18 protein-coding genes, 1 other RNA gene and 2 pseudogenes are annotated in these 19,091 nt (G+C 53.3%); 13 read left to right on the top strand and 8 right to left on the bottom strand.

Going from position 1 to position 19,091, the window contains the following annotated elements:
* The first annotated feature begins 50 nt into the window (after window positions 1–50).
* Together GA0061070_RS07375 and GA0061070_RS07370 are read left to right on the top strand one after the other, a co-directional pair.
* On the top strand, window positions 51–1,037 hold the full coding sequence (locus GA0061070_RS07375; protein ID WP_090134919.1) for a glutathione S-transferase family protein: 987 nt from the start codon (window positions 51–53) through the stop codon (window positions 1,035–1,037).
* Between the two features lie 124 nt (window positions 1,038–1,161).
* Window positions 1,162–1,527: a DUF805 domain-containing protein gene (locus GA0061070_RS07370; protein WP_090134918.1), complete on the top strand. Its 366-nt coding sequence runs from the start codon at window positions 1,162–1,164 to the stop codon at window positions 1,525–1,527.
* A 6-nt stretch (window positions 1,528–1,533) separates the two neighbouring features.
* Here GA0061070_RS07370 and GA0061070_RS07365 read toward each other — a convergent pair whose 3' ends face one another.
* Window positions 1,534–2,430 (bottom strand): LysR family transcriptional regulator, encoded by an 897-nt coding sequence (locus GA0061070_RS07365; protein WP_064563459.1) that lies wholly within the window; start codon window positions 2,428–2,430, stop codon window positions 1,534–1,536.
* A 106-nt stretch (window positions 2,431–2,536) separates the two neighbouring features.
* Between GA0061070_RS07365 and GA0061070_RS07360 the strand changes: the two genes are divergently transcribed.
* The gene (locus GA0061070_RS07360) at window positions 2,537–3,238 is read left to right on the top strand and encodes a pirin family protein (RefSeq protein WP_090134916.1); all 702 of its coding nucleotides are present in this window, start codon (window positions 2,537–2,539) and stop codon (window positions 3,236–3,238) included.
* A 25-nt stretch (window positions 3,239–3,263) separates the two neighbouring features.
* Entirely contained in the window at window positions 3,264–3,419 is a 156-nt protein-coding gene (locus GA0061070_RS25130; RefSeq protein WP_167353548.1) for a hypothetical protein, read from the top strand.
* Window positions 3,420–3,561: 142 nt separating this feature from the next.
* Here the strand turns inward: GA0061070_RS25130 and GA0061070_RS07355 are convergent.
* Window positions 3,562–4,044: pseudogene (locus tag GA0061070_RS07355) on the bottom strand (glutamine amidotransferase-related protein); the annotation flags it as partial.
* A 136-nt stretch (window positions 4,045–4,180) separates the two neighbouring features.
* On the opposite strand from GA0061070_RS07355, the pseudogene GA0061070_RS07350 reads away from it, so the two are divergent.
* Window positions 4,181–4,480: pseudogene (locus GA0061070_RS07350) on the top strand (hypothetical protein); the annotation flags it as partial.
* A gap of 358 nt (window positions 4,481–4,838) precedes the next feature.
* Here the strand turns inward: GA0061070_RS07350 and rnpB are convergent.
* From rnpB to GA0061070_RS07320, 5 genes are all read right to left on the bottom strand, one after another.
* Window positions 4,839–5,215: RNase P RNA component class A (rnpB, locus tag GA0061070_RS07340), an RNA gene on the bottom strand.
* 32 nt (window positions 5,216–5,247) lie between these two features.
* Window positions 5,248–6,393, bottom strand: coding sequence for a glycerate 2-kinase (gene garK / locus GA0061070_RS07335; protein WP_090134914.1), 1,146 nt, complete (start codon window positions 6,391–6,393; stop codon window positions 5,248–5,250).
* Between the two features lie 103 nt (window positions 6,394–6,496).
* On the bottom strand, window positions 6,497–7,387 hold the full coding sequence (gene garR, locus GA0061070_RS07330; protein WP_064563447.1) for a 2-hydroxy-3-oxopropionate reductase: 891 nt from the start codon (window positions 7,385–7,387) through the stop codon (window positions 6,497–6,499).
* Window positions 7,388–7,418: 31 nt separating this feature from the next.
* Window positions 7,419–8,189: a 2-dehydro-3-deoxyglucarate aldolase gene (garL, locus tag GA0061070_RS07325; RefSeq protein ID WP_090134912.1), complete on the bottom strand. Its 771-nt coding sequence runs from the start codon at window positions 8,187–8,189 to the stop codon at window positions 7,419–7,421.
* A 26-nt stretch (window positions 8,190–8,215) separates the two neighbouring features.
* Window positions 8,216–9,553: an MFS transporter gene (locus GA0061070_RS07320; protein WP_090134910.1), complete on the bottom strand. Its 1,338-nt coding sequence runs from the start codon at window positions 9,551–9,553 to the stop codon at window positions 8,216–8,218.
* A gap of 423 nt (window positions 9,554–9,976) precedes the next feature.
* Between GA0061070_RS07320 and garD the strand changes: the two genes are divergently transcribed.
* Window positions 9,977–11,548: a galactarate dehydratase gene (gene garD, locus GA0061070_RS07315; RefSeq protein ID WP_090134909.1), complete on the top strand. Its 1,572-nt coding sequence runs from the start codon at window positions 9,977–9,979 to the stop codon at window positions 11,546–11,548.
* 54 nt (window positions 11,549–11,602) lie between these two features.
* On the opposite strand, the gene GA0061070_RS07310 is transcribed toward garD, so the two are convergent.
* Window positions 11,603–12,412 (bottom strand): DeoR family transcriptional regulator, encoded by an 810-nt coding sequence (locus tag GA0061070_RS07310; protein WP_090134907.1) that lies wholly within the window; start codon window positions 12,410–12,412, stop codon window positions 11,603–11,605.
* A gap of 239 nt (window positions 12,413–12,651) precedes the next feature.
* Here GA0061070_RS07310 and kbaZ point away from each other — a divergent pair, with 239 nt between their 5' ends.
* The 7 genes from kbaZ to GA0061070_RS07270 all read left to right on the top strand — a co-directional run bounded on the left by kbaZ (window position 12,652) and on the right by GA0061070_RS07270 (window position 19,085).
* Complete coding sequence (kbaZ, locus tag GA0061070_RS07300; protein WP_090134905.1) at window positions 12,652–13,959, top strand: tagatose-bisphosphate aldolase subunit KbaZ; 1,308 nt, start codon at window positions 12,652–12,654, stop codon at window positions 13,957–13,959.
* A gap of 19 nt (window positions 13,960–13,978) precedes the next feature.
* Complete coding sequence (agaV, locus tag GA0061070_RS07295; protein ID WP_090134990.1) at window positions 13,979–14,452, top strand: PTS N-acetylgalactosamine transporter subunit IIB; 474 nt, start codon at window positions 13,979–13,981, stop codon at window positions 14,450–14,452.
* 10 nt (window positions 14,453–14,462) lie between these two features.
* The gene (agaW, locus tag GA0061070_RS07290; protein ID WP_090134904.1) at window positions 14,463–15,242 is read left to right on the top strand and encodes a PTS N-acetylgalactosamine transporter subunit IIC; all 780 of its coding nucleotides are present in this window, start codon (window positions 14,463–14,465) and stop codon (window positions 15,240–15,242) included.
* Entirely contained in the window at window positions 15,232–16,110 is an 879-nt protein-coding gene (gene agaE, locus GA0061070_RS07285; RefSeq protein ID WP_090134902.1) for a PTS N-acetylgalactosamine transporter subunit IID, read from the top strand. The genes agaW and agaE overlap by 11 nt, the downstream gene beginning before the upstream one ends.
* Before the next feature lie 16 nt (window positions 16,111–16,126).
* Complete coding sequence (gene agaF / locus GA0061070_RS07280) at window positions 16,127–16,561, top strand: PTS galactosamine/N-acetylgalactosamine transporter subunit IIA (protein ID WP_090134901.1); 435 nt, start codon at window positions 16,127–16,129, stop codon at window positions 16,559–16,561.
* Window positions 16,558–17,691, top strand: coding sequence for an N-acetylglucosamine-6-phosphate deacetylase (gene nagA / locus GA0061070_RS07275; protein WP_090134899.1), 1,134 nt, complete (start codon window positions 16,558–16,560; stop codon window positions 17,689–17,691). The genes agaF and nagA overlap by 4 nt, the downstream gene beginning before the upstream one ends.
* A 245-nt stretch (window positions 17,692–17,936) precedes the next feature.
* The gene (locus tag GA0061070_RS07270) at window positions 17,937–19,085 is read left to right on the top strand and encodes an SIS domain-containing protein (RefSeq protein WP_090134897.1); all 1,149 of its coding nucleotides are present in this window, start codon (window positions 17,937–17,939) and stop codon (window positions 19,083–19,085) included.
* The last annotated feature ends 6 nt before the right edge of the window (window positions 19,086–19,091 follow it).

Raw genomic sequence — 19,091 nt, 5'->3', positions numbered from 1 at the left:
AGCGAGGAGTTAACTCCTCGCTTTTTTTGCTATCAGAAGGAGGAAGCAAAATGGGACAACTGATTGACGGCGTCTGGCACGACACCTGGTATGACACAAAATCCACCGGTGGGAAGTTTAAGCGCTCTGTTTCCGCATTTCGCAACTGGCTCACCGCAGACGGCGCACCAGGTCCTTCCGGCGAAGGGGGCTTCGCCGCAGAGAAAGATCGCTATCATCTCTATGTTTCGCTGGCTTGCCCGTGGGCACACCGCACTCTGATCCTGCGTAAATTGAAAGGCCTGGAGCCGTTTATCTCTGTTTCCGTAGTTCATCCGTTGATGCTGGAAAATGGCTGGACGTTTGATGACGATTTCCCGGCAGCGACCGGTGACACTCTCTATCAGCACGAATTTCTCTATCAGCTTTATCTGCATGCCGATCCGCACTACAGCGGCCGCGTTACCGTGCCGGTGCTGTGGGATAAAAAAAATCACACCATTGTCAGTAATGAATCAGCGGAAATCATCCGCATGTTCAATACCGCTTTTGACGGGCTGGGCGCCAGAGCCGGGGATTACTACCCGCCAGAACTGCGTTCGCAAATCGATGAGCTCAATAGCTGGATCTACGACAACGTCAATAATGGCGTCTATAAAGCAGGTTTCGCCACCAGCCAGCAGGCATACGACGAAGCTGTGGTGAATATCTTTACTTCACTGGAACGGCTGGAGCAGATCCTGGGGCAGCACCGTTATTTGACCGGCGATCGGCTGACAGAAGCAGATATTCGCCTGTGGACTACGCTTATCCGCTTCGATCCGGTATATGTCACCCATTTTAAATGTGATAAACACCGCATCAGCGACTATCTAAATCTGCACGGTTTTATGCGCGATATTTACCAAATGCCGGGCGTTGCGGAAACCGTCGATTTTGCGCATATCCGCAATCACTATTTCCGCAGCCACAAGACCATCAACCCAACCGGGATCATCTCTGCCGGACCATGGCAGAATCTGGATGAACCTCACGGACGAGACATCCGTTTCGCCTGATCTTTCGGGCGCGTTACCGCGCGCCCAAATTATTTCCCACCGGATTTATCGCTTTGTATTTTGCCGTCTATTCTTACTTTGATCGTTTAGAAAACAACGGATTGACCGTTGATCGAGGTTAAAAATGGACTGGTATTTTAAAGTGCTGGGTAACTATGCCACCTTCCACGGACGGGCGCACAAGCGCGAGTTTTGGATGTTCGTGCTGGTCAACATCATCCTTTCCGGCGTACTAATGGTGGTGGACCACATTCTTGGCTGGCACTTTGACGGCGGGTTTGGCCCACTGAGCCTGATTTACACGTTACTGGTACTGGTGCCTTCGCTGGCGGTGCAGGTTCGACGTCTGCACGATACCAATCGCCGCGGTCGCTGGTTGTTATTGCTCCTGCTTCCGGTGCTGGGCTGGTTAATGTTGCTGGCCTTTTACAGCCAGCGCAGCACGCCGGGGGAGAACCGTTTTGGACCGCAGCCAAAAGTGTTTCCCTGAAAGCGATTATTTACCAGCAAACAGCTTGGGGATTTCACGCAGGCACCAGGCTTTACCTTCACCCATGCTGTCACGACGCCACGCCATAATGATATCCACCTGGCTGGTATATTCCGGGCTCACGACCCGCAATCGGCCTTCGGCGATATCCTGTTCCACCAGTGGGTAAGGCATTGTCGCCACGCCGAGCCCTGCCAGCAACGCCTGGCGTTTATCTTCAATGGTACTGACCGTCAGACGCGGCTGTTTGTCCAGCAGTTGTACTGTTAACACAGGACGTTCACGGGCGGTATCCGCCACTGCCACGCCGCGATATTTCACGCGAGTGACTTCCGATAGCGGTTCCGGCTCCTGATGAATCGGGTGATCCGGCGCGGCAACATACACATTCATTACCGAGTAGAGCTTGCGGGAGTTAATTTCAGAGGAGGAACGAAAGTGCATATCTGGCGCGACAACGATATCCGCACGCCCCTGCTCCAGACGCTCCCATGCCCCGGCCAGCACTTCGGTAATAATCGATAATTGCGTATTGGCTTTCGCCGCCAGCCTCTCTACTAGCGGAAAGAGTTCAACCGTTGGCACCAGCGCTTCGGTGACCAGCGTTAAGTGCGTTTCCCAACCCCGCGCCAGCGCCTCGGCATCGGTCGTTAGTTTATCTGCCGCTTCCAGCAGTACGCGCCCGCGCTCCAGCAGCATACGCCCGACGTTAGTGAATTTGGTCCGGTGGCCGGAGCGGTCAAACAGCACCACATCCAGTTCTTCTTCCAGTTTTTGCATGGTGTAGCTAAGTGCGGAAGGAACGCGCCCCAACTCATCCGCCGCCGCCGCAAAGCTTCCGCGCCGATCAATCGCATCCATTACGCGCAACGCTTCCAGCGTAAGTGCCCTTTCTTTCGCCATTTATTGTTCTCATTCAGTAAATTTGAACATACCAGGCAGAATATCTGGCTAACAATGCATCGTCCATACCTTTAACATTGTTTTAAGTAAAGAGAGGTCAATAACTATGATTACTACCCGTACTGCAAAACAATGCGGACAAGCTGACTTCGGCTGGCTTCAGGCCCGCTACACTTTTTCTTTTGGACATTACTTTGACCCGAAACTGTTAGGTTATGCCTCCCTGCGCGTACTAAACCAGGAGGTTCTTGCCCCAGGCGCCTCCTTCCAGCCACGGACCTACCCAAAAGTGGATATTCTGAACCTGATCCTTGAAGGTGAAGCGGAATACCGCGACAGCGAGGGGAACCATGTCCAGGCGAAAACGGGTGAAGCGCTGCTTATCGCTACACAGCCGGGCATCAGCTATAGCGAACATAACCTGAGCAAAGACAGGTCGTTAACGCGAATGCAGTTGTGGCTTGATGCCTGCCCGGAGCGCGAAAACCCACCGGTGCAGAAAATGACGATCGCCGATGTATCGCAGCAACTGCTGGCTTCGCCGGATGGCAGCCAGGGAAGTTTGCAACTACGTCAGCAAGTGTGGTTGCATCATATCGAGTTGAAAAAAGGCGAAGAGCTGACAATTCAGTTACATGGCCCGCGCGCCTATCTGCAATCGATCCACGGTACGGTACATGCGGTCACGCATTGCGAAGCGAAGGAAGCCCTGACCTGCGGCGACGGCGCTTTTATTCGTGATGAGGCTAACATAACGTTAGTTGCCGACACGCTGTTACGCGCTTTGCTGATAGATTTACCGGTGTGACAGTTATGTTTTAGCAGGTGAGTATATGAATAGTGTAACTAAAATATCTTTTGAGAGCGCCCACACACAGCCTGTGCTCCCTGAACCGCTTCCGGTCTTTGGGTTTGAAGAAATGCTGACCGAACTGGAAGCTATCGTCGCCGAAGCCGAAATCCGGCTGGCCGAAGAAAATGCCGCCTAATCTCCATCCCCGGTTTATGCCGGGGCATTTTTTGCTTTTCCCCAGCGATAAGCCTCTACGGCAATAAAGCCGTTTTCCCGGAAACGGGTAAGCCAGAAGCGCAAGAGATTTACTTCGCGTATTCTCTTCAGCAGAAGATCGTTCACCGGGCAGTGTGAATTGAGAGCCGTGCCCTGCTGTAACCGGCAACTCCCTGCACGAAGCGGCGCAGGATCTCCGCGGCATCCGGAGCCGGAAGCACGCCAGCGACTAAGCGATTGGCATCGATGCCCTCTTTTTCGATGTTAGCGCGGTTAAGGCGCAACAGATCCGTGGCAATTTCCGGGTGGAACTGTACGGAAACGGCAAACGGGCCATAGCGGACGATTTGATGGTTATCATGTGCTGACGAGGCCAGCACCGATGCCCCTTCCGGCAAGCGGGTGACCGTTTGCGTTCCCGCTTCCCGGCCTTTCGGATGATATTCCACGTCACCACCCAGCGCCCATGCCATTAACTGATGGCCATAACAAACGCCAAATAGCGGCATTTGTATCGCCATTGCATCGCGGATCCATTCGGCTGTCTTTTCACTCCATGGCAGTCTGTCCGAAACCACTGCCCACGACCCCGTGATGATCGCTAAGCACTTTTTTGGGAAACGGTAGTTTTCCAGAATTAGAGAAACAGTTTCGGCTGGAACGCTGTAAAGTTCATCAGTATGATTATTTGCACAATCAGCGATTGAGAAAACACTTCTGGGAGATAAGGGACGAGACAATATGAAAGTGACTGATGAGGCTTTGTTACGTTCAGGGTTTACGCAGCCCGAATTGCAGAAGATAAAAAGCAATATTGAAAAATATGGGGGAACGCCTGGAGAGGCCATAAATGACCTCGCCAGGCGATTTGTTACCCTGGCGGGAGTGGTGGCTGTGTGTGCCTTTATCCTACTGCTACTTATCGTCTTCAGCTCACCTGATAGAGCAGTTGCATGGGGGCTGGCGATGATCTTTGCGGTTGCCATTATGTCCTTCGCACAGCCGCCGGTAATTTCCTATAAATCCTGGCGTTACCGAAAAAATAAATTGAAACTGACCGGTAAGCCGCGTTCTTTCATAGAAAGCGGAGTGGACAGTCATTCATCTTTCGCCGCTGAGCCGCTGAAAAGCAAAAACCCGCCGAAGCGGTTTTTTGCCTGAAAAATTGAAACTGACCGATAAGCCGCGTTCTTTCATAGAAAACGGAGTGGACAGTCATTCATCTTTCGCCGCTGAGCTGCTGAAAAGCAAAAACCCGCCGAAGCGGGTTTTTGCCTGAAAAATTGAAACTGACCGATAAGCCGCGTTCTTTCATAGAAAACGGAGTGGACAGTCATTCATCTTTCGCCGCTGAGCCGCTGAAAAGCAAAAACCCGCCGAAGCGGGTTTTTGCCTGAAAAATTGAAACTGACCGATAAGCCGGGTTCTGTCGTGGACAGTCATTCATCTAGGCCAGCAATCGCTCACTGGCTCAAGCAGCCTACCCGGGTTCAGTACGGGCCGTACCTTGTGAACCCCTATTTGGCCTTGCTCCGGGTGGAGTTTACCGTGCCGCGTACTGTTGCCAGACGCGCGGTGCGCTCTTACCGCACCCTTTCACCCTTACCTGATCCCACTTGCGCGGGCCATCGGCGGTTTGCTCTCTGTTGCACTGGTCGTGGGCTTGCGCCCCCCAGGCGTTACCTGGCACCCTGCCCTATGGAGCCCGGACTTTCCTCCCCTGCGCCTGTCTCCCCGAAAGGACGACGACACAGCGGCGACTGTCTGGTCAGCTTCGGCGCGCAGTATAGTGGGTTTGCACGCACCTGTCACCCTTCCGTCAACATTCCAACCTGTAATGTGGCCGCAATATTGCGTGACGCGCGGTAAATATTATCAAATGCACCGCGGAACGCCTCTTCCAGCGAGGTAATGCCGGTCAACACGCTGAACACCGCATCGATACCGTACTGATGAACCACGCCGACATCGCTGGTCAGACTGCCGGCAATACCGATTACGGGTTTATGGTATTTTTTAGCAACGTGCGCCACGCCGACCGGCACTTTGCCGTGAATGCTCTGACTATCAATACGCCCTTCGCCGGTCACCACTAACGTACAGTCATGAATATGCTCTTCGAGATTCAACGCCTGGGTTACAATCTCAATACCGCTGCGCAGTTCCGCGCCGAGAAAAGCCATCAGCGCCGCCCCCATACCGCCTGCCGCACCGGAACCAGGAACCTCTTTCACATCCACTCGCAGCGATTTTTTGATGACGTCGGCGAAGTGACCAAGATTTCGATCCAACTCAACGATCAGCGCTTCAGTGGCCCCTTTTTGCGGCCCAAAAATACGCGATGCACCCTGTTCGCCGGTCAGTGGGTTAGTTACATCGCAGGCCACGTGAATCGTACAATTACTCAGACGCGGATCCAGCCCGGAAATATCAATCGCATTCAGGCTGATAAGGCTGCCGCCGCCGTAACCAATCTCGGTACCGTTCGCATCAGTCAGTTTGGCGCCCAGCGCCTGCACCATGCCCGCACCGCCATCGTTGGTCGCGCTGCCGCCAATGCCGATAATTATGTTGGTCGCCCCATGTTCCAGCGCATGCAAAATAAGTTCCCCGGTGCCGCGCGAAGTGGTAATCAAAGGGTTACGTAATTCCGGTGGCACCAGCGCCAGACCGCTGGCTGCCGCCATTTCAATAAAAGCGGTTTTCCCGTCGCAGGACATCCCCCAGCGGGCATCAACATCATTCCCCAGCGGGCCTGTAACGTGCGCGGTGTGCACTGTACCTTTAGTGGCGGCAATCATGGCTTCAACCGTTCCCTCACCGCCGTCGGCAACCGGAACTGACACATAGTGAGCATCAGGGAAAATTTCCCGAAATCCTTTTTCTATCGCCTGAGCTACTTCAGTCGCAGAAAGGCTTTCTTTATAAGAGTCTGGGGCGATTACGATTTTCATAATTGTGAGCCTGATAGTGCCGCGCACTTCACCCTTCAGGCCCACTGCGGCCTGAAGATGTGGATGTACAAGAAATCAAGAGCGCAGAACTGCGCCCTTCTTATTAACGAGTAACTTCGATTTTCGCCAGTTTCTCATAGTAGCAAGCAATGGCGCTGTGGTCGGCATTCCCCAGACCATCAGCACGCAGCGCCTGCATCATTTCCATCACTGCGGCGGTCAGCGGCAGTTGAGCGCCCACGCCATGCGACGTATCCAGCGCGTTGGAAAGATCTTTGATATGCAGATCGATACGGAAACCCGGTTTGAAGTTACGATCCATCACCATTGGCGCTTTCGCGTCCAGCACGGTGCTGCCCGCCAGACCACCACGGATAGCCTGATACACCAGATCCGGGTTAACACCAGCTTTGGTTGCCAGCGTCAGCGCTTCAGACATCGCAGCGATGTTCAGCGCCACAATCACCTGGTTTGCCAGTTTGGTGACGTTGCCCGCACCGATATCACCGGTGTGCACGACAGAACCGGCCATGGATTTCAGCAGGTCGTAGTATTTGTCAAAGACGGCTTTGTCGCCGCCAACCATTACAGACAGTGTACCGTCGATCGCCTTCGGTTCGCCGCCGCTTACCGGCGCATCAAGCATTTGCACGCCTTTCGCTTTCAGCGCATCACTGATTTCACGGCTGGCCAGCGGAGCGATGGAACTCATGTCTATCAGCACGGTACCGGCTTTAGCGCCTTCAATAATGCCGCCTTCGCCCAGTGCCACTTCTTTCACGTGCGGGGAGTTCGGCAGCATGGTGATGATGACATCGCACTTCTCAGCAACCGCTTTCCCGTTCGCTGCCGTTTCCGCGCCTGCAGCGATAAGTTCAGCCACCGCTTCCTGGTTACGGTCTACGACCACCAGTGAGTAACCTGCTTTAATGAGGTTTTTACTCATTGGTTTACCCATGATGCCAAGGCCAATGAAACCAACTTTCATCGTCATAATTGCGTCTCTCTTTTAAAGGGTGGTTTGGTTATTTTTTAAAGGTGTCGGCCAGTTTCTGCGTCGCCGAACGGAACACGCCCAAATCGCTGCCAACCGCAACCACGGTCGCGCCCCATTCCAGGTAACGGCGAGCATCAGCTTCCACTGGTGCCAGAATACCGCTCGGTTTGTTGTGCGCTTTAGCGCGGGTAAAAATGTGCTGAATGGTGCGCTGGACTTCCGGGTGCGCCGCATTACCGATGTAACCCAGCACCGCCGCCAAATCGCTTGGGCCGACAAACACACCATCCACGCCGTCGGTGGCAAGGATTGCATCAAGATTATCCACACCGGCCTGGCTTTCGATTTGTACCAGGATGGTGATGTTAGCGTTGGACTGACGGAAGTAATCCGGCACGGTGCCGAACATGTTAGCGCGATGCGAAACCGACACTCCGCGAATGCCTTCCGGCGGATAACGGGTTGCCGCTACCGCCTTTGCCGCTTCTTCTTCGGTTTCCACGAACGGGATCAGGAAGTTGTAGAAGCCGATATCCAGCAGGCGTTTGATGACCACCGAATCGTTAGTCGGTACGCGTACTACCGGCGCGCTAACGCTGCCTTTCAACGCCATTAATTGCGGTACAAAAGTGAGCACGTCGTTTGGGGCGTGTTCGCCGTCCAGAAGCAGCCAGTCAAAGCCTGCCAGGCCCAGAACTTCAGTGCTGATATGACTACCCAGCGCAGACCAACAACCGATTTGAATCTGTTGGGCCGCCAGCGCGGCCTTGAATTTATTTGGGAAGATATCGTTATTCATCTTTTGTACCTTAAATGTGTCGTTGCTTATTTCTTCAATTCCATACGTTTGATGTCGCCGACCACGAACAGATAGCAGACCATCATCATCAGCGCTGAACAACCTACGAACACCAACGCACCGTTGAAAGAATGCAACTCTTTAACCATGTATCCGATGACCAGCGGCGTCACGATAGAAGCCACGTTACCAAATACGTTGAATACGCCACCGCACAGACCAACGATCTCTTTCGGCGCTACGTCGGAGATTACCGGCCAACCCAGCGCGCCAAAACCTTTACCAAAGAAGGCGAGCGCCATCAGTGCGACCACCATCGCCGTGTTATCGGTGTAGTTACACAGAATGATGCTGGAAGCCAGTAACATCCCGACCACAATAGGGAACTTACGCGCCATCGTCAGGGTGGAGCCGCGCTTGATCAGATAATCAGAGAACAGCCCACCCAGCACACCACCAGCAAAACCACACAGTGCCGGAATGGACGCGACAAACCCCACTTTCAGTATCGACATACCTTTTTCCTGCACCAGGTAAATCGGGAACCATGTCAGGAAGAACCAGGTAATAGTGTTGAGGAAGTATTGCCCGAAGAACACGCCGAGCATCATGCGGTTGCACAGTAACTGCTTGATATAATCCATTTTTGGACCCGCATTTTTGCCATCGTCGGCTTTTTTGTGGTCCATATCGACAACCGCGCCGTTTTTCTCGATATACTCCAGCTCTTCGCGGCTCATACGCGGGTGATCGGTCGGGTTGTGGACAAATTTCACCCAGGCGAAGGTCAGCACAAAACCGATCACGCCCATCACAGTGAACACATGTTCCCAGCCCCAGGCAAAGGTCAGCCAGCCCAGCAGCGGAGAGAACAGCGCCAGCGAGAAATACTGTGCAGAGTTAAAAATTGCTGATGCCGTACCGCGCTCTTTCGCCGGAAACCAGGCCGCCACGATGCGGGCATTCGCCGGGAATGAAGGCGCTTCAGAGAAGCCCAACATAAAACGCATGAAAAACATGGAAATACCGGCCCAGGCAATCGGAAAAATGTCGACAAAACCTTGCAGGAACGTAAAGAGCGACCAGAAAAAGAGGCTCCATGTATACACTTTTTTAGAGCCGAAGCGGTCAAGCAGCCAGCCGCCCGGGATTTGCATCAGCAGGTAAGCCCAACCGAAAGCCGAAAAAATGTAGCCCATTGATACAGCATCAAGTTGCAACTCTTTCGCCACTTCTGTCCCGGCAATGGACAATGTGGCGCGATCTGCATAATTCACTGCTGTTACGATAAATATAATCAGCAGAATTAAATAACGGGTAGGAAAACCCCTTTTTATTTCCACGGCGGAATGTTCGATAGTCATCTTTAATTTCCTCGGGCACTGCTAACTTTAAAATATAATTATTTTGATGTTTTTATCTGATTTTATTTAAGCACTCGAAACTTATTATCAGATAATAGTCAATTCAATTTTATTACCCCACAGTATAATCACCGACAGGACGCCGCACATTAGTGTGTTGCTCAATTTTAACATTACCTTGAAAGATTATTTTGAGCATTTGCACATATGCCTGGGCGCTGATGCACAGATCTTGCAATATCCAGCCCCGCCAGATGGGGAATCGAGATAATAAGTGATTTAGATCACATTCTAATATTTAAACTCCTGACATTCTTATTTCAGCAAACAAGATTTTTATTCTCGATATTAATTTCACAATAAATAATGATTCCGCTTTTATAGAGCGATGTATCGTATAAGTTAGCTGGAGATTACTTGACAATGTCCAACATTGAAATTAGACAGCAACCGCTAGGGGCGTTTTATATTAAGGTACACGACACGGATAATGTCGCTATCATCGTCAATGACAATGGCTTAAAGGCGGGAACACGTTTTCCGGACGGTCTCGAGCTAATTGAGCATATTCCGCAAGGCCATAAAGTGGCGCTGGTAGATATCCCCCATCATGGCGAAATCGTACGCTATGGCGAGATCATAGGCTACGCCATGCGCGATATCCCCCGCGGGAGCTGGATTGATGAATCCATGGTTGAACTGCCGAAAGCACCGCCGCTGAATACACTGCCGCTGGCGACGAAAGTCCCGGAGCCGCTGCCGCCGCTGGAAGGGTATACCTTTGAAGGTTACCGCAATGCGGATGGAAGCGTCGGTACTAAGAACCTGCTCGGCCTGACCACCAGCGTACACTGTGTTGCGGGCGTAGTGGATTATGTCGTGAAGATCATTGAGCGCGATCTGCTGCCGAAATACCCGAACGTTGACGGCGTGGTCGGCCTGAATCACCTGTATGGTTGCGGCGTTGCCATTAATGCACCGGCTGCGGTGATCCCTATTCGTACCATTCATAACATTTCGCTGAACCCGAACTTTGGCGGCGAGGTGATGGTAATTGGCCTGGGCTGTGAAAAATTGCAGCCGGAACGTCTGCTGGAAGGAACCGAGGATGTGAAAGCTATCCCGGTAGACAGTGCCAGTATAGTTCGTTTGCAGGATGAGCAACATGTGGGCTTCCGCTCCATGGTCGACGATATTTTACAGGTTGCAGAGCGCCATCTGGCCAAGCTGAACCAGCGTAAACGTGAAACCTGCCCGGCTTCCGAACTGGTGGTCGGTATGCAGTGTGGCGGCAGCGACGCGTTCTCCGGCGTTACCGCGAACCCGGCGGTGGGCTACGCCTCTGACCTGATTATTCGCTGCGGCGGCACGGTGATGTTCTCAGAAGTGACCGAAGTACGCGATGCAATTCACCTGCTTACGCCGCGCGCCATCAACGAAGAAGTGGGCAAACGCCTGCTGGAAGAGATGGCCTGGTACGATAACTATCTCGATATGGGTAAAACCGACCGCAGCGCCAACCCTTCTCCGGGGAACAAAAAAGGCGGTCTGGCGAATGTCGTGGAAAAAGCGCTGGGTTCGATCGCGAAATCCGGTAAGAGCGCCATCTCTGAAGTGCTCTCTCCGGGACAACGTCCAACCAGGCGCGGGCTGATTTATGCCGCAACACCGGCGAGCGACTTCGTCTGCGGTACGCAGCAGGTAGCTTCCGGGATCACAGTACAAGTGTTTACCACCGGGCGCGGCACGCCGTACGGTCTGGTTGCCGTACCGGTAATTAAAATGGCGACCCGCACTGAGCTGGCAAATCGCTGGTATGACTTAATGGATATCAATGCCGGGACGATCGCCACAGGCGAAGAGACCATCGAAGATGTTGGCTGGAAGCTGTTCCACTTTATCCTTGATGTCGCCAGCGGCCGTAAGAAAACCTTCTCCGATCAGTGGGGGCTACATAACCAACTGGCGGTATTTAACCCGGCTCCGGTGACTTAATTCTAATAACAAAGTGTAGATCTCACTTTTTAGCATGGCTTCGGCCATGCTTTTTTACTGTTTTACCAGTAGCACGTCGATACCGCTTTTCTGCAACCCATGCAGACTTTCCACCGGAATACCTTCATCTGTAATAATCATATCAATCCGTTGTGTATCGATAATTTTGTGCAAACTCAAACGGTTAAATTTACTGGAGTCGGTCACGACAATAATCCGCTCAGCAACTTCACACATCCGACGGTTCAGGCGAGCTTCATCTTCGTTATGCGTGCTTACGCCGCGATCGAGGTCGATAGCGTCGACGCCCAGGAACAGCAGGTCAAAGTGGTAATTCTGTAAGGACTGCTCTGCCTGGTCGCCATAGAAGGATTGCGACTGACGGCGCAAGTGCCCGCCAGTCATCAGCAGTTCCACGCCTTCCGCTTCCAGCAAAGCGTTCGCCACGTTCATCCCATTAGTCATGGCAATCACATCCGTGTGCTGGCGCAGCATACGGGCAATTTCAAACGTTGTGGTGCCGGAATCCAGAATGATACGGTGCCCGGGTTTCACCAGCGCGGCGGCGGCCTGCGCGATACTGCGCTTCACTGCCGTATTTAGCGAGCTTTTATCTTCCACTGAAGGCTCTCCGCCCGGTGAATTGCTCTCACAGATCAGCGCTCCACCGTAAGCACGAACGGCGATGCCTTGTTTTTCAAGGAATGCCAGATCGTTGCGGATCGTCACCGTCGATACGCCATATAAATGAGAAAGATCGTTAACCTGCACACTTCCCTGCGCCCGCAGTCGCTGAATGATCTGCTCCCGCCTTTCACTAGTACCAGTGATGCGCTTTTCTGCGGACGAATCGGTGCTGCTCATACGAGCTCCTTAGTAAAAATACTTTCGTTTTATTTCTTTTTACCTATTAACGCCTTTCTTTTGGGGGAATGCAAGCCTTGAACGGCTTTCAGACATCTGCCTTGCCTACGCTGAAACCTTTCATTATGTTTCTTTTGTGAAACAGATCGGAAAACCATTATCTTTCGTTTTATTTTTATACCACCATAATGCAGGATTAAATGAAACAAAACGAAAGATAAGTATCATTACCATCCTATATGGAGAGGAAAGTGAAACATCTGACAGAAATGGTGGAGCAACATAAACGGGGAAAGACAAACGGAGTTTATGCCGTCTGCTCCGCACATCCGCTGGTGCTTGAAGCCGCAATTCGCTACGCCCATTCGCAACAGACACCGCTGCTGATTGAGGCCACCTCCAACCAAGTGGATCAGTTTGGCGGTTACACTGGTATGACGCCCGCCGACTTTCGCGGGCTCGTCTGTAAGCTGGCTGGAGCTCTTGGATTCCCGGCGTCACAGCTGATCCTCGGCGGCGATCACTTAGGACCAAACCGCTGGCAAAACCTGCCTGCGCTGGAAGCTATGGAAAATGCTGACGATCTCATCAAAAGCTATGTCGCAGCCGGGTTCAAAAAAATCCACCTCGACTGCAGTATGTCCTGCGAGGATGATCCGGTTCCCCTGACCGACGCGATCGTCGCCGGGCGCGCCGCGCGTCTGGCGAAAATTGCCGAAGCAACCTGCCGGGAACAGTTTGGTGTATCCGATCTGGTCTACGTTATCGGCACGGAGGTTCCGGTTCCTGGTGGCGCGCACGAAACGCTCACCGAACTTGAGATCACCACACCTGAAGCGGCCCGCGCCACGCTTGAAGCGCATCGTCATGCATTCGAAAAGGAAGGGTTAAGCGACATCTGGCCACGCATTATTGGCCTGGTGGTTCAGCCCGGCGTGGAATTCGACCACGCGCACGTCTGCAACTACCAGCCGCAAAAGGCCATCGCCCTGAGTGAAATGGTTGAAGCATATAATACGCTGGTTTTTGAAGCACACTCCACTGACTACCAGACACCACAGGCGCTGCGCCATCTGGTAAAAGATCACTTCGCAATCTTAAAAGTCGGCCCGGCACTAACCTTTGCCCTACGCGAAGCCCTCTTCTCACTGGCCGCTATTGAAGAAGAGCTGTTGCCAGCGAAAGCCAGTTCTGGCCTGCGTAATGTGCTGGAAAATGTGATGCTCGATCAACCGGAACACTGGCAAAGCCATTACCACGGTGACAGTAATGCGCGTCGCCTGGCGCGCGGCTACAGCTACTCTGACCGCATACGTTATTACTGGCCAGACAGCCAGATTGACGATGCCTTCGGGCGACTGATACGCAACCTGGCAAACGAACCAATCCCATTGCCGTTGATCAGCCAATACCTGCCGTTGCAGTACAGCAAAGTTCGCGAAGGCGTTCTCAAGTCGACACCTCGGGAACTTATCCTCGACCACATTCAGGACGTACTCCAGCAGTACCACGTCGCCTGCGAAGGCGTAACAACTCAAAATGCATAATGAAAAAGAGGAAAGCGTTATGCCAAACATTGTCTTATGCCGCATTGATGAACGCCTGATCCACGGTCAGGTGGGCGTGCAGTGGGTTGGGTTTGCGGGAGCAAATCTGGTACTAGTCGCCAACGACGAGGTGGCTGAGGATCCTGTCCAACAAAATCTGATGGAAATGGTGCTCGCGGAAGGGATCGCCGTGCGTTTCTGGTCAATACAAAAAGTGATCGACAACATTCATCGCGCCGCTGACCGCCAGAAAATTCTGCTGGTCTGTAAATCTCCCGCCGATTTTCTGAAGCTGGTTGAGGGCGGAGTGCCTGTCACCCGAATCAACGTAGGAAACATGCACTACGCCAGTGGCAAACAACAAATTGCCAAAACGGTCTCCGTCGACGCGAGCGATATCGCCGCGTTCAACGGCCTGAGAACGGCCGGGGTGGAATGCTTTGTTCAGGGCGTTCCGACAGAGACTGCTTTGGATCTCTTTAAACTGCTCTGAGGGATTCATAATGGAAATCAGTCTATTGCAGGCATTCGCACTGGGGCTTCTCGCCTTTATCGCAGGCCTGGATATGTTTAACGGGTTAACACACATGCATCGCCCGGTCGTGCTCGGGCCACTGGTTGGCCTGATCCTTGGCGATCTGCACACCGGTATTTTGACCGGTGGTACGTTAGAACTGGTCTGGATGGGACTGGCGCCGCTGGCGGGTGCACAGCCGCCAAACGTGATTATCGGCACCATAGTAGGGACCACGTTTGCCATCACCACGGGCGTGAAACCGGATGTCGCCGTTGGGGTTGCAGTGCCATTTGCTGTCGCGGTACAGATGGGGATTACTTTCCTCTTTTCCGTGATGTCCGGCGTGATGTCCCGCTGCGATCGCATGGCAGCCAATGCGGATACCAGCGGCATTGAACGGGTTAACTATTTGGCCCTGCTGGTGCTCGGCATCTTCTATTTCCTGTGCGCTTTTTTGCCCATCTACTTCGGTGCTGAACACGCCAAAACCGCCATTAATGTGCTGCCGGAGCGCCTGATAGACGGCCTCGGCGTCTCGGGCGGCATTATGCCAGCCATCGGCTTCGCCGTACTACTGAAGATCATGATGAAAAATGTCTATATCCCTTACTTCATTATCGGTTTTGTCGCTGCCGCCTGGCTCAAGCTTCCAGTACTGGCGATTGCGGCCGCCGCTCTGGCGATGGCGCTGATCGACCTGATGCGTAAAGCACCTGAACCGACAGCACCTGTGGCCCGGAAAGAGGAATTCGAAGATGGCATCTAATCAAACCACCCTACCGGGCGTTTCGGAAACTGAAGAAACCTTGCTCACCGGCGTGAATGAAAATATCTATGAAGATCAGAGCATTGGCGCGGAGCTGACGAAAAAAGATATTAACCGCGTGGCCTGGCGCTCCATGCTGTTACAGGCCTCATTCAACTATGAGCGTATGCAGGCGTCCGGCTGGCTATATGGGTTGCTGCCTGCGCTGAAAAAGATTCACACCAACAAGCGGGACCTGGCGCGCGCTATGAAAGGTCATATGGGGTTCTTTAATACCCACCCGTTCCTGGTGACATTTGTTATTGGCATCATTCTGGCGATGGAACGCTCTAAACAGGATGTGAACAGCATCCAGAGTACCAAAATTGCCGTCGGCGCCCCACTTGGTGGTATCGGGGATGCTATGTTCTGGCTGACCCTTCTGCCCATCTGCGGCGGTATTGGCGCCAGCCTGGCGTTGCAAGGTTCGATTCTGGGAGCTGTGGTCTTTATCGTGCTGTTTAACGTGGTACATCTCGGCCTGCGTTTTGGGCTGGCGCACTATGCTTACCGGATGGGTGTTGCCGCAATTCCATTGATTAAGGCCAACACTAAAAAGGTCGGCCACGCAGCTTCCATCGTAGGGATGACGGTGATCGGCGCGCTGGTGGCAACCTATGTACGTCTCAATACCACGCTCGAAATCAAAGCCGGGGATGCGGTCGTCAAACTGCAAACTGACGTTATCGACAAGCTTATGCCCGCGTTTCTGCCGCTGGTCTATACCCTGACCATGTTTTGGCTGGTGCGTCGTGGCTGGAGCCCGCTGCGGCTGATTGGGATCACCGTAGTGCTGGGCGTTGTAGGTAAATTCTGTCACTTCCTGTAAAAACAAAGAGGTAGAGATGTTAGGCATTATTTTGACGGGGCATGGCGGTTTTGCCAGCGGGCTTGAACAGGCGATGAAACAGATCCTTGGCGAGCAGCCGCAGTTTATCGCCATCGATTTTCCCGAGACTTCTACCACTGCACGCCTGACCGCTCAGCTTGAACAGGCGGTGAGCGAACTGAATGCAGAGCACGATATTGTGTTTCTCACCGATTTGCTGGGTGGCACACCGTTTCGCGTGGCATCCACACTCGCGATACAAAAACCGGGTAGAGAGGTGATAACCGGCACCAACCTGCAACTCCTGCTGGAGATGGTGCTGGAGCGCGACGGATTAAGCAGCGAAGCGTTTCGTCTGCAGGCGCTGGAGTGCGGGCACCGCGGCCTGACGAGCCTGGTGGATGAGCTTGGTCGCTGTCGCGAGGAAGCGTCCGTAGAGGAAGGGATATGACTCGGCTGCTGCGTGCTCGACGGGTGCTTACCGAGCAGGGCTGGCTGAACGACCACCAGCTTCGTATTCAGGACGGTGTTATCACGGCGATTGAGCCTATCCCGGCGGGCATTGCCGCTCGGGATGTCGAACAACTTTGTCCGTCGTACATTGACACTCACGTTCACGGTGGCATGGGTGTAGATGTGATGGATAACGCACCAGATACACTGGATGTTTTGGCCATCCATAAAGCACATGAAGGGGTTGGGGCATTTTTGCCCACTACCGTCACCGCACCGCTGGAGGCCATACACAGAGTCCTCACGCGAATTGCCCGACGCTGTCAGTCAGGCGGCCCTGGCGCGCTGGTTCTGGGCAGTTATGTAGAAGGTCCTTACTTTACGCCGCAGAACAAGGGGGCTCATCCACCGGAGCTGTTTCGGGAACTGAATATTACCGAGCTGGATGAGTTGATTACGTTATCGCACAACACATTGAAGGTGGTGGCACTGGCACCGGAAAAACCCGGTGCCTTACAGGCGATTCGCCACCTTAAGCAGCGGGGTATACGTGTGATGCTGGGCCACAGTGCCGCTACGTACGAGCAAACCCTCGCTGCCCTTGAAACCGGCGCTGATGGGCTGGTGCACTGCTTCAACGGCATGACGGGGCTGCATCACAGAGGACCTGGCATGGTCGGCGCAGGGCTTACAGACAAACGGGCGTGGCTGGAGCTCATTGCCGACGGCCACCATGTCCATCCCGGAACTCTGCGTTTATGCAGTTGCTGTGCGAAAGATCGTGTGGTGTTGATTACCGATGCCATGCAGGCAGCAGGCATGCCGGATGGGCGGTACGCGCTTTGTGGCGAAGAAGTCACAATGCACCACGGCGTGGTGAAAACCGCCTCTGGCGGGCTGGCGGGAAGCACGCTGTCGCTTGATGCCGCAGTCAGAAATATGGTGGAGCACGCGGGTGTAACAGCTGAAGACGCTATCCATATGGCCTCGCTGCATCCTGCCCGTCTGCTGGGCATTGATCGTCAGCTCGGATCCTTAATGCCGGGGAAACGCGCCAATGTTATTGCGCTGGATGGCGGTTTACATCTTCAGCAGATATGGATTCAGGGTCAGCCTCTCCCCCTTTAGCCCTTTCATTGTGTCTCCTTTTGGCTTTGCGGCATAAAATCGTAAGGCCTTTCTTTTCTTTCCTTATATTTTCCCTTTCCTTTCACGATCACACTTTTCGTTTTATTTCTTTTATTGCATTGAACTTTCAATTTCTTTTCTATAGATTTTATTTAACTAATTAAGTTAACAAGTGAAACGAAACGAAAGATAGCGACACGTTCGCCAGCGTCTGATGTGCAATTCACACGACTAAGGACTGAGTTATGCCACAAATCCCTTCCGCCGCTACAACCGGTACCTGGACAGAAGAAGAGATCCGCCAGCAGCCTGCCAGCTGGATCCGCTCGCTCAACAATATCGATAATTTGCGTTCCTCGATTGACAGTTTCCTGACGCCGCTGCTGTGCAAGAACGATCTGCGGATCGTGCTGACTGGCGCGGGCACGTCCGCTTTTATTGGCAATATCATTGCGCCATGGCTTGCGAGCCACACCGGGAAAAACATCTCTGCCATACCGACAACCGATCTGGTCACAAATCCGATGGATTACTTCAGCCCGGCACATCCGTTGCTGCTGATTTCGTTTGCCCGTTCCGGTAACAGCCCGGAAAGCGTGGCGGCAGTAGAGCTGGCCAATCAGTTCGTGCCTGAGAGCTACCACCTGTCGATCACCTGTAACGAGGCGGGCAGCCTGTATCAGAATGCCGTCGACAGCGATAACGCCTATGCCCTTCTGATGCCTGCCGAAACGCACGATCGTGGTTTCGCGATGACCAGCAGTATTACGACCATGATGGCGAGCTGCCTGGCGGTATTCGCACCAGAGACGATCGGTAGCCGCACCTTCCGCGACGTGGCCGATCGCTGTCAGGCGATCCTCGCTTCACTCGGCGATTTCCGCCACGACGTATTTGGCAATGAGCCGTGGAAAAGGATCGTCTATCTGGGAAGCGGTGGCCTGCAGGGTGCGGCGCGTGAATCAGCGCTGAAGGTGCTGGAACTGACGGCAGGTAAGCTGGCAGCTTTCTACGATTCCCCAACAGGCTTCCGTCACGGGCCTAAATCACTGGTGGATAAAGAAACGTTGGTGGTGGTGTTTATCTCTAGCCATCCGTATACACGTCAGTACGATCTCGATCTGCTGGCCGAACTGCGCCGCGATCGTCAGGCTCTGCGCGTTGTTGCCATCGCCGCTGAAAACGATCCGGTTATTGAAGCGGGTCCGCACATCCTGCTACCGCCTTCTCGTCCGTTTATCGATATGGAGCAGTCGTTCTGCTTCCTGATGTACGCCCAGGTCTTTGCACTGTCTCAGTCCCTCAACATGGGCAATACACCTGATACACCATCTGCCAGCGGCACGGTCAACCGTGTGGTGCAGGGCGTTGTTATTCATCCGTGGCAGGATTAAGAGGAT

This window comes from Kosakonia oryziphila (assembly GCF_900094795.1).
GTDB classification, from domain to species: Bacteria; Pseudomonadota; Gammaproteobacteria; order Enterobacterales; family Enterobacteriaceae; genus Kosakonia; species Kosakonia oryziphila.
Note: the sequence above shows the minus strand (reverse complement) of the source record. Positions and strands in the feature narration are given on the sequence as shown.

Excerpts from the sequence above, each read along its gene's own strand:
- GA0061070_RS07310 (WP_090134907.1), bottom strand. The coding sequence starts at position 12,412 with ATGAGCAGCACCGATTCGTCCGCAGAAAAGCGCATCACTGGTACTAGT.
- garK (WP_090134914.1), bottom strand. The coding sequence starts at position 6,393 with ATGAAAATCGTAATCGCCCCAGACTCTTATAAAGAAAGCCTTTCTGCG.
- GA0061070_RS07375 (WP_090134919.1), top strand. The coding sequence starts at position 51 with ATGGGACAACTGATTGACGGCGTCTGGCACGACACCTGGTATGACACA.
- garD (WP_090134909.1), top strand. The coding sequence starts at position 9,977 with ATGTCCAACATTGAAATTAGACAGCAACCGCTAGGGGCGTTTTATATT.
- agaV (WP_090134990.1), top strand. The coding sequence starts at position 13,979 with ATGCCAAACATTGTCTTATGCCGCATTGATGAACGCCTGATCCACGGT.
- garR (WP_064563447.1), bottom strand. The coding sequence starts at position 7,387 with ATGACGATGAAAGTTGGTTTCATTGGCCTTGGCATCATGGGTAAACCA.
- nagA (WP_090134899.1), top strand. The coding sequence starts at position 16,558 with ATGACTCGGCTGCTGCGTGCTCGACGGGTGCTTACCGAGCAGGGCTGG.
- garL (WP_090134912.1), bottom strand. The coding sequence starts at position 8,189 with ATGAATAACGATATCTTCCCAAATAAATTCAAGGCCGCGCTGGCGGCC.
- GA0061070_RS07320 (WP_090134910.1), bottom strand. The coding sequence starts at position 9,553 with ATGACTATCGAACATTCCGCCGTGGAAATAAAAAGGGGTTTTCCTACC.
- kbaZ (WP_090134905.1), top strand. The coding sequence starts at position 12,652 with ATGGAGAGGAAAGTGAAACATCTGACAGAAATGGTGGAGCAACATAAA.
- GA0061070_RS07365 (WP_064563459.1), bottom strand. The coding sequence starts at position 2,430 with ATGGCGAAAGAAAGGGCACTTACGCTGGAAGCGTTGCGCGTAATGGAT.
- GA0061070_RS25130 (WP_167353548.1), top strand. The coding sequence starts at position 3,264 with ATGAATAGTGTAACTAAAATATCTTTTGAGAGCGCCCACACACAGCCT.
- GA0061070_RS07270 (WP_090134897.1), top strand. The coding sequence starts at position 17,937 with ATGCCACAAATCCCTTCCGCCGCTACAACCGGTACCTGGACAGAAGAA.
- GA0061070_RS07360 (WP_090134916.1), top strand. The coding sequence starts at position 2,537 with ATGATTACTACCCGTACTGCAAAACAATGCGGACAAGCTGACTTCGGC.
- agaE (WP_090134902.1), top strand. The coding sequence starts at position 15,232 with ATGGCATCTAATCAAACCACCCTACCGGGCGTTTCGGAAACTGAAGAA.
- agaF (WP_090134901.1), top strand. The coding sequence starts at position 16,127 with ATGTTAGGCATTATTTTGACGGGGCATGGCGGTTTTGCCAGCGGGCTT.
- GA0061070_RS07370 (WP_090134918.1), top strand. The coding sequence starts at position 1,162 with ATGGACTGGTATTTTAAAGTGCTGGGTAACTATGCCACCTTCCACGGA.
- agaW (WP_090134904.1), top strand. The coding sequence starts at position 14,463 with ATGGAAATCAGTCTATTGCAGGCATTCGCACTGGGGCTTCTCGCCTTT.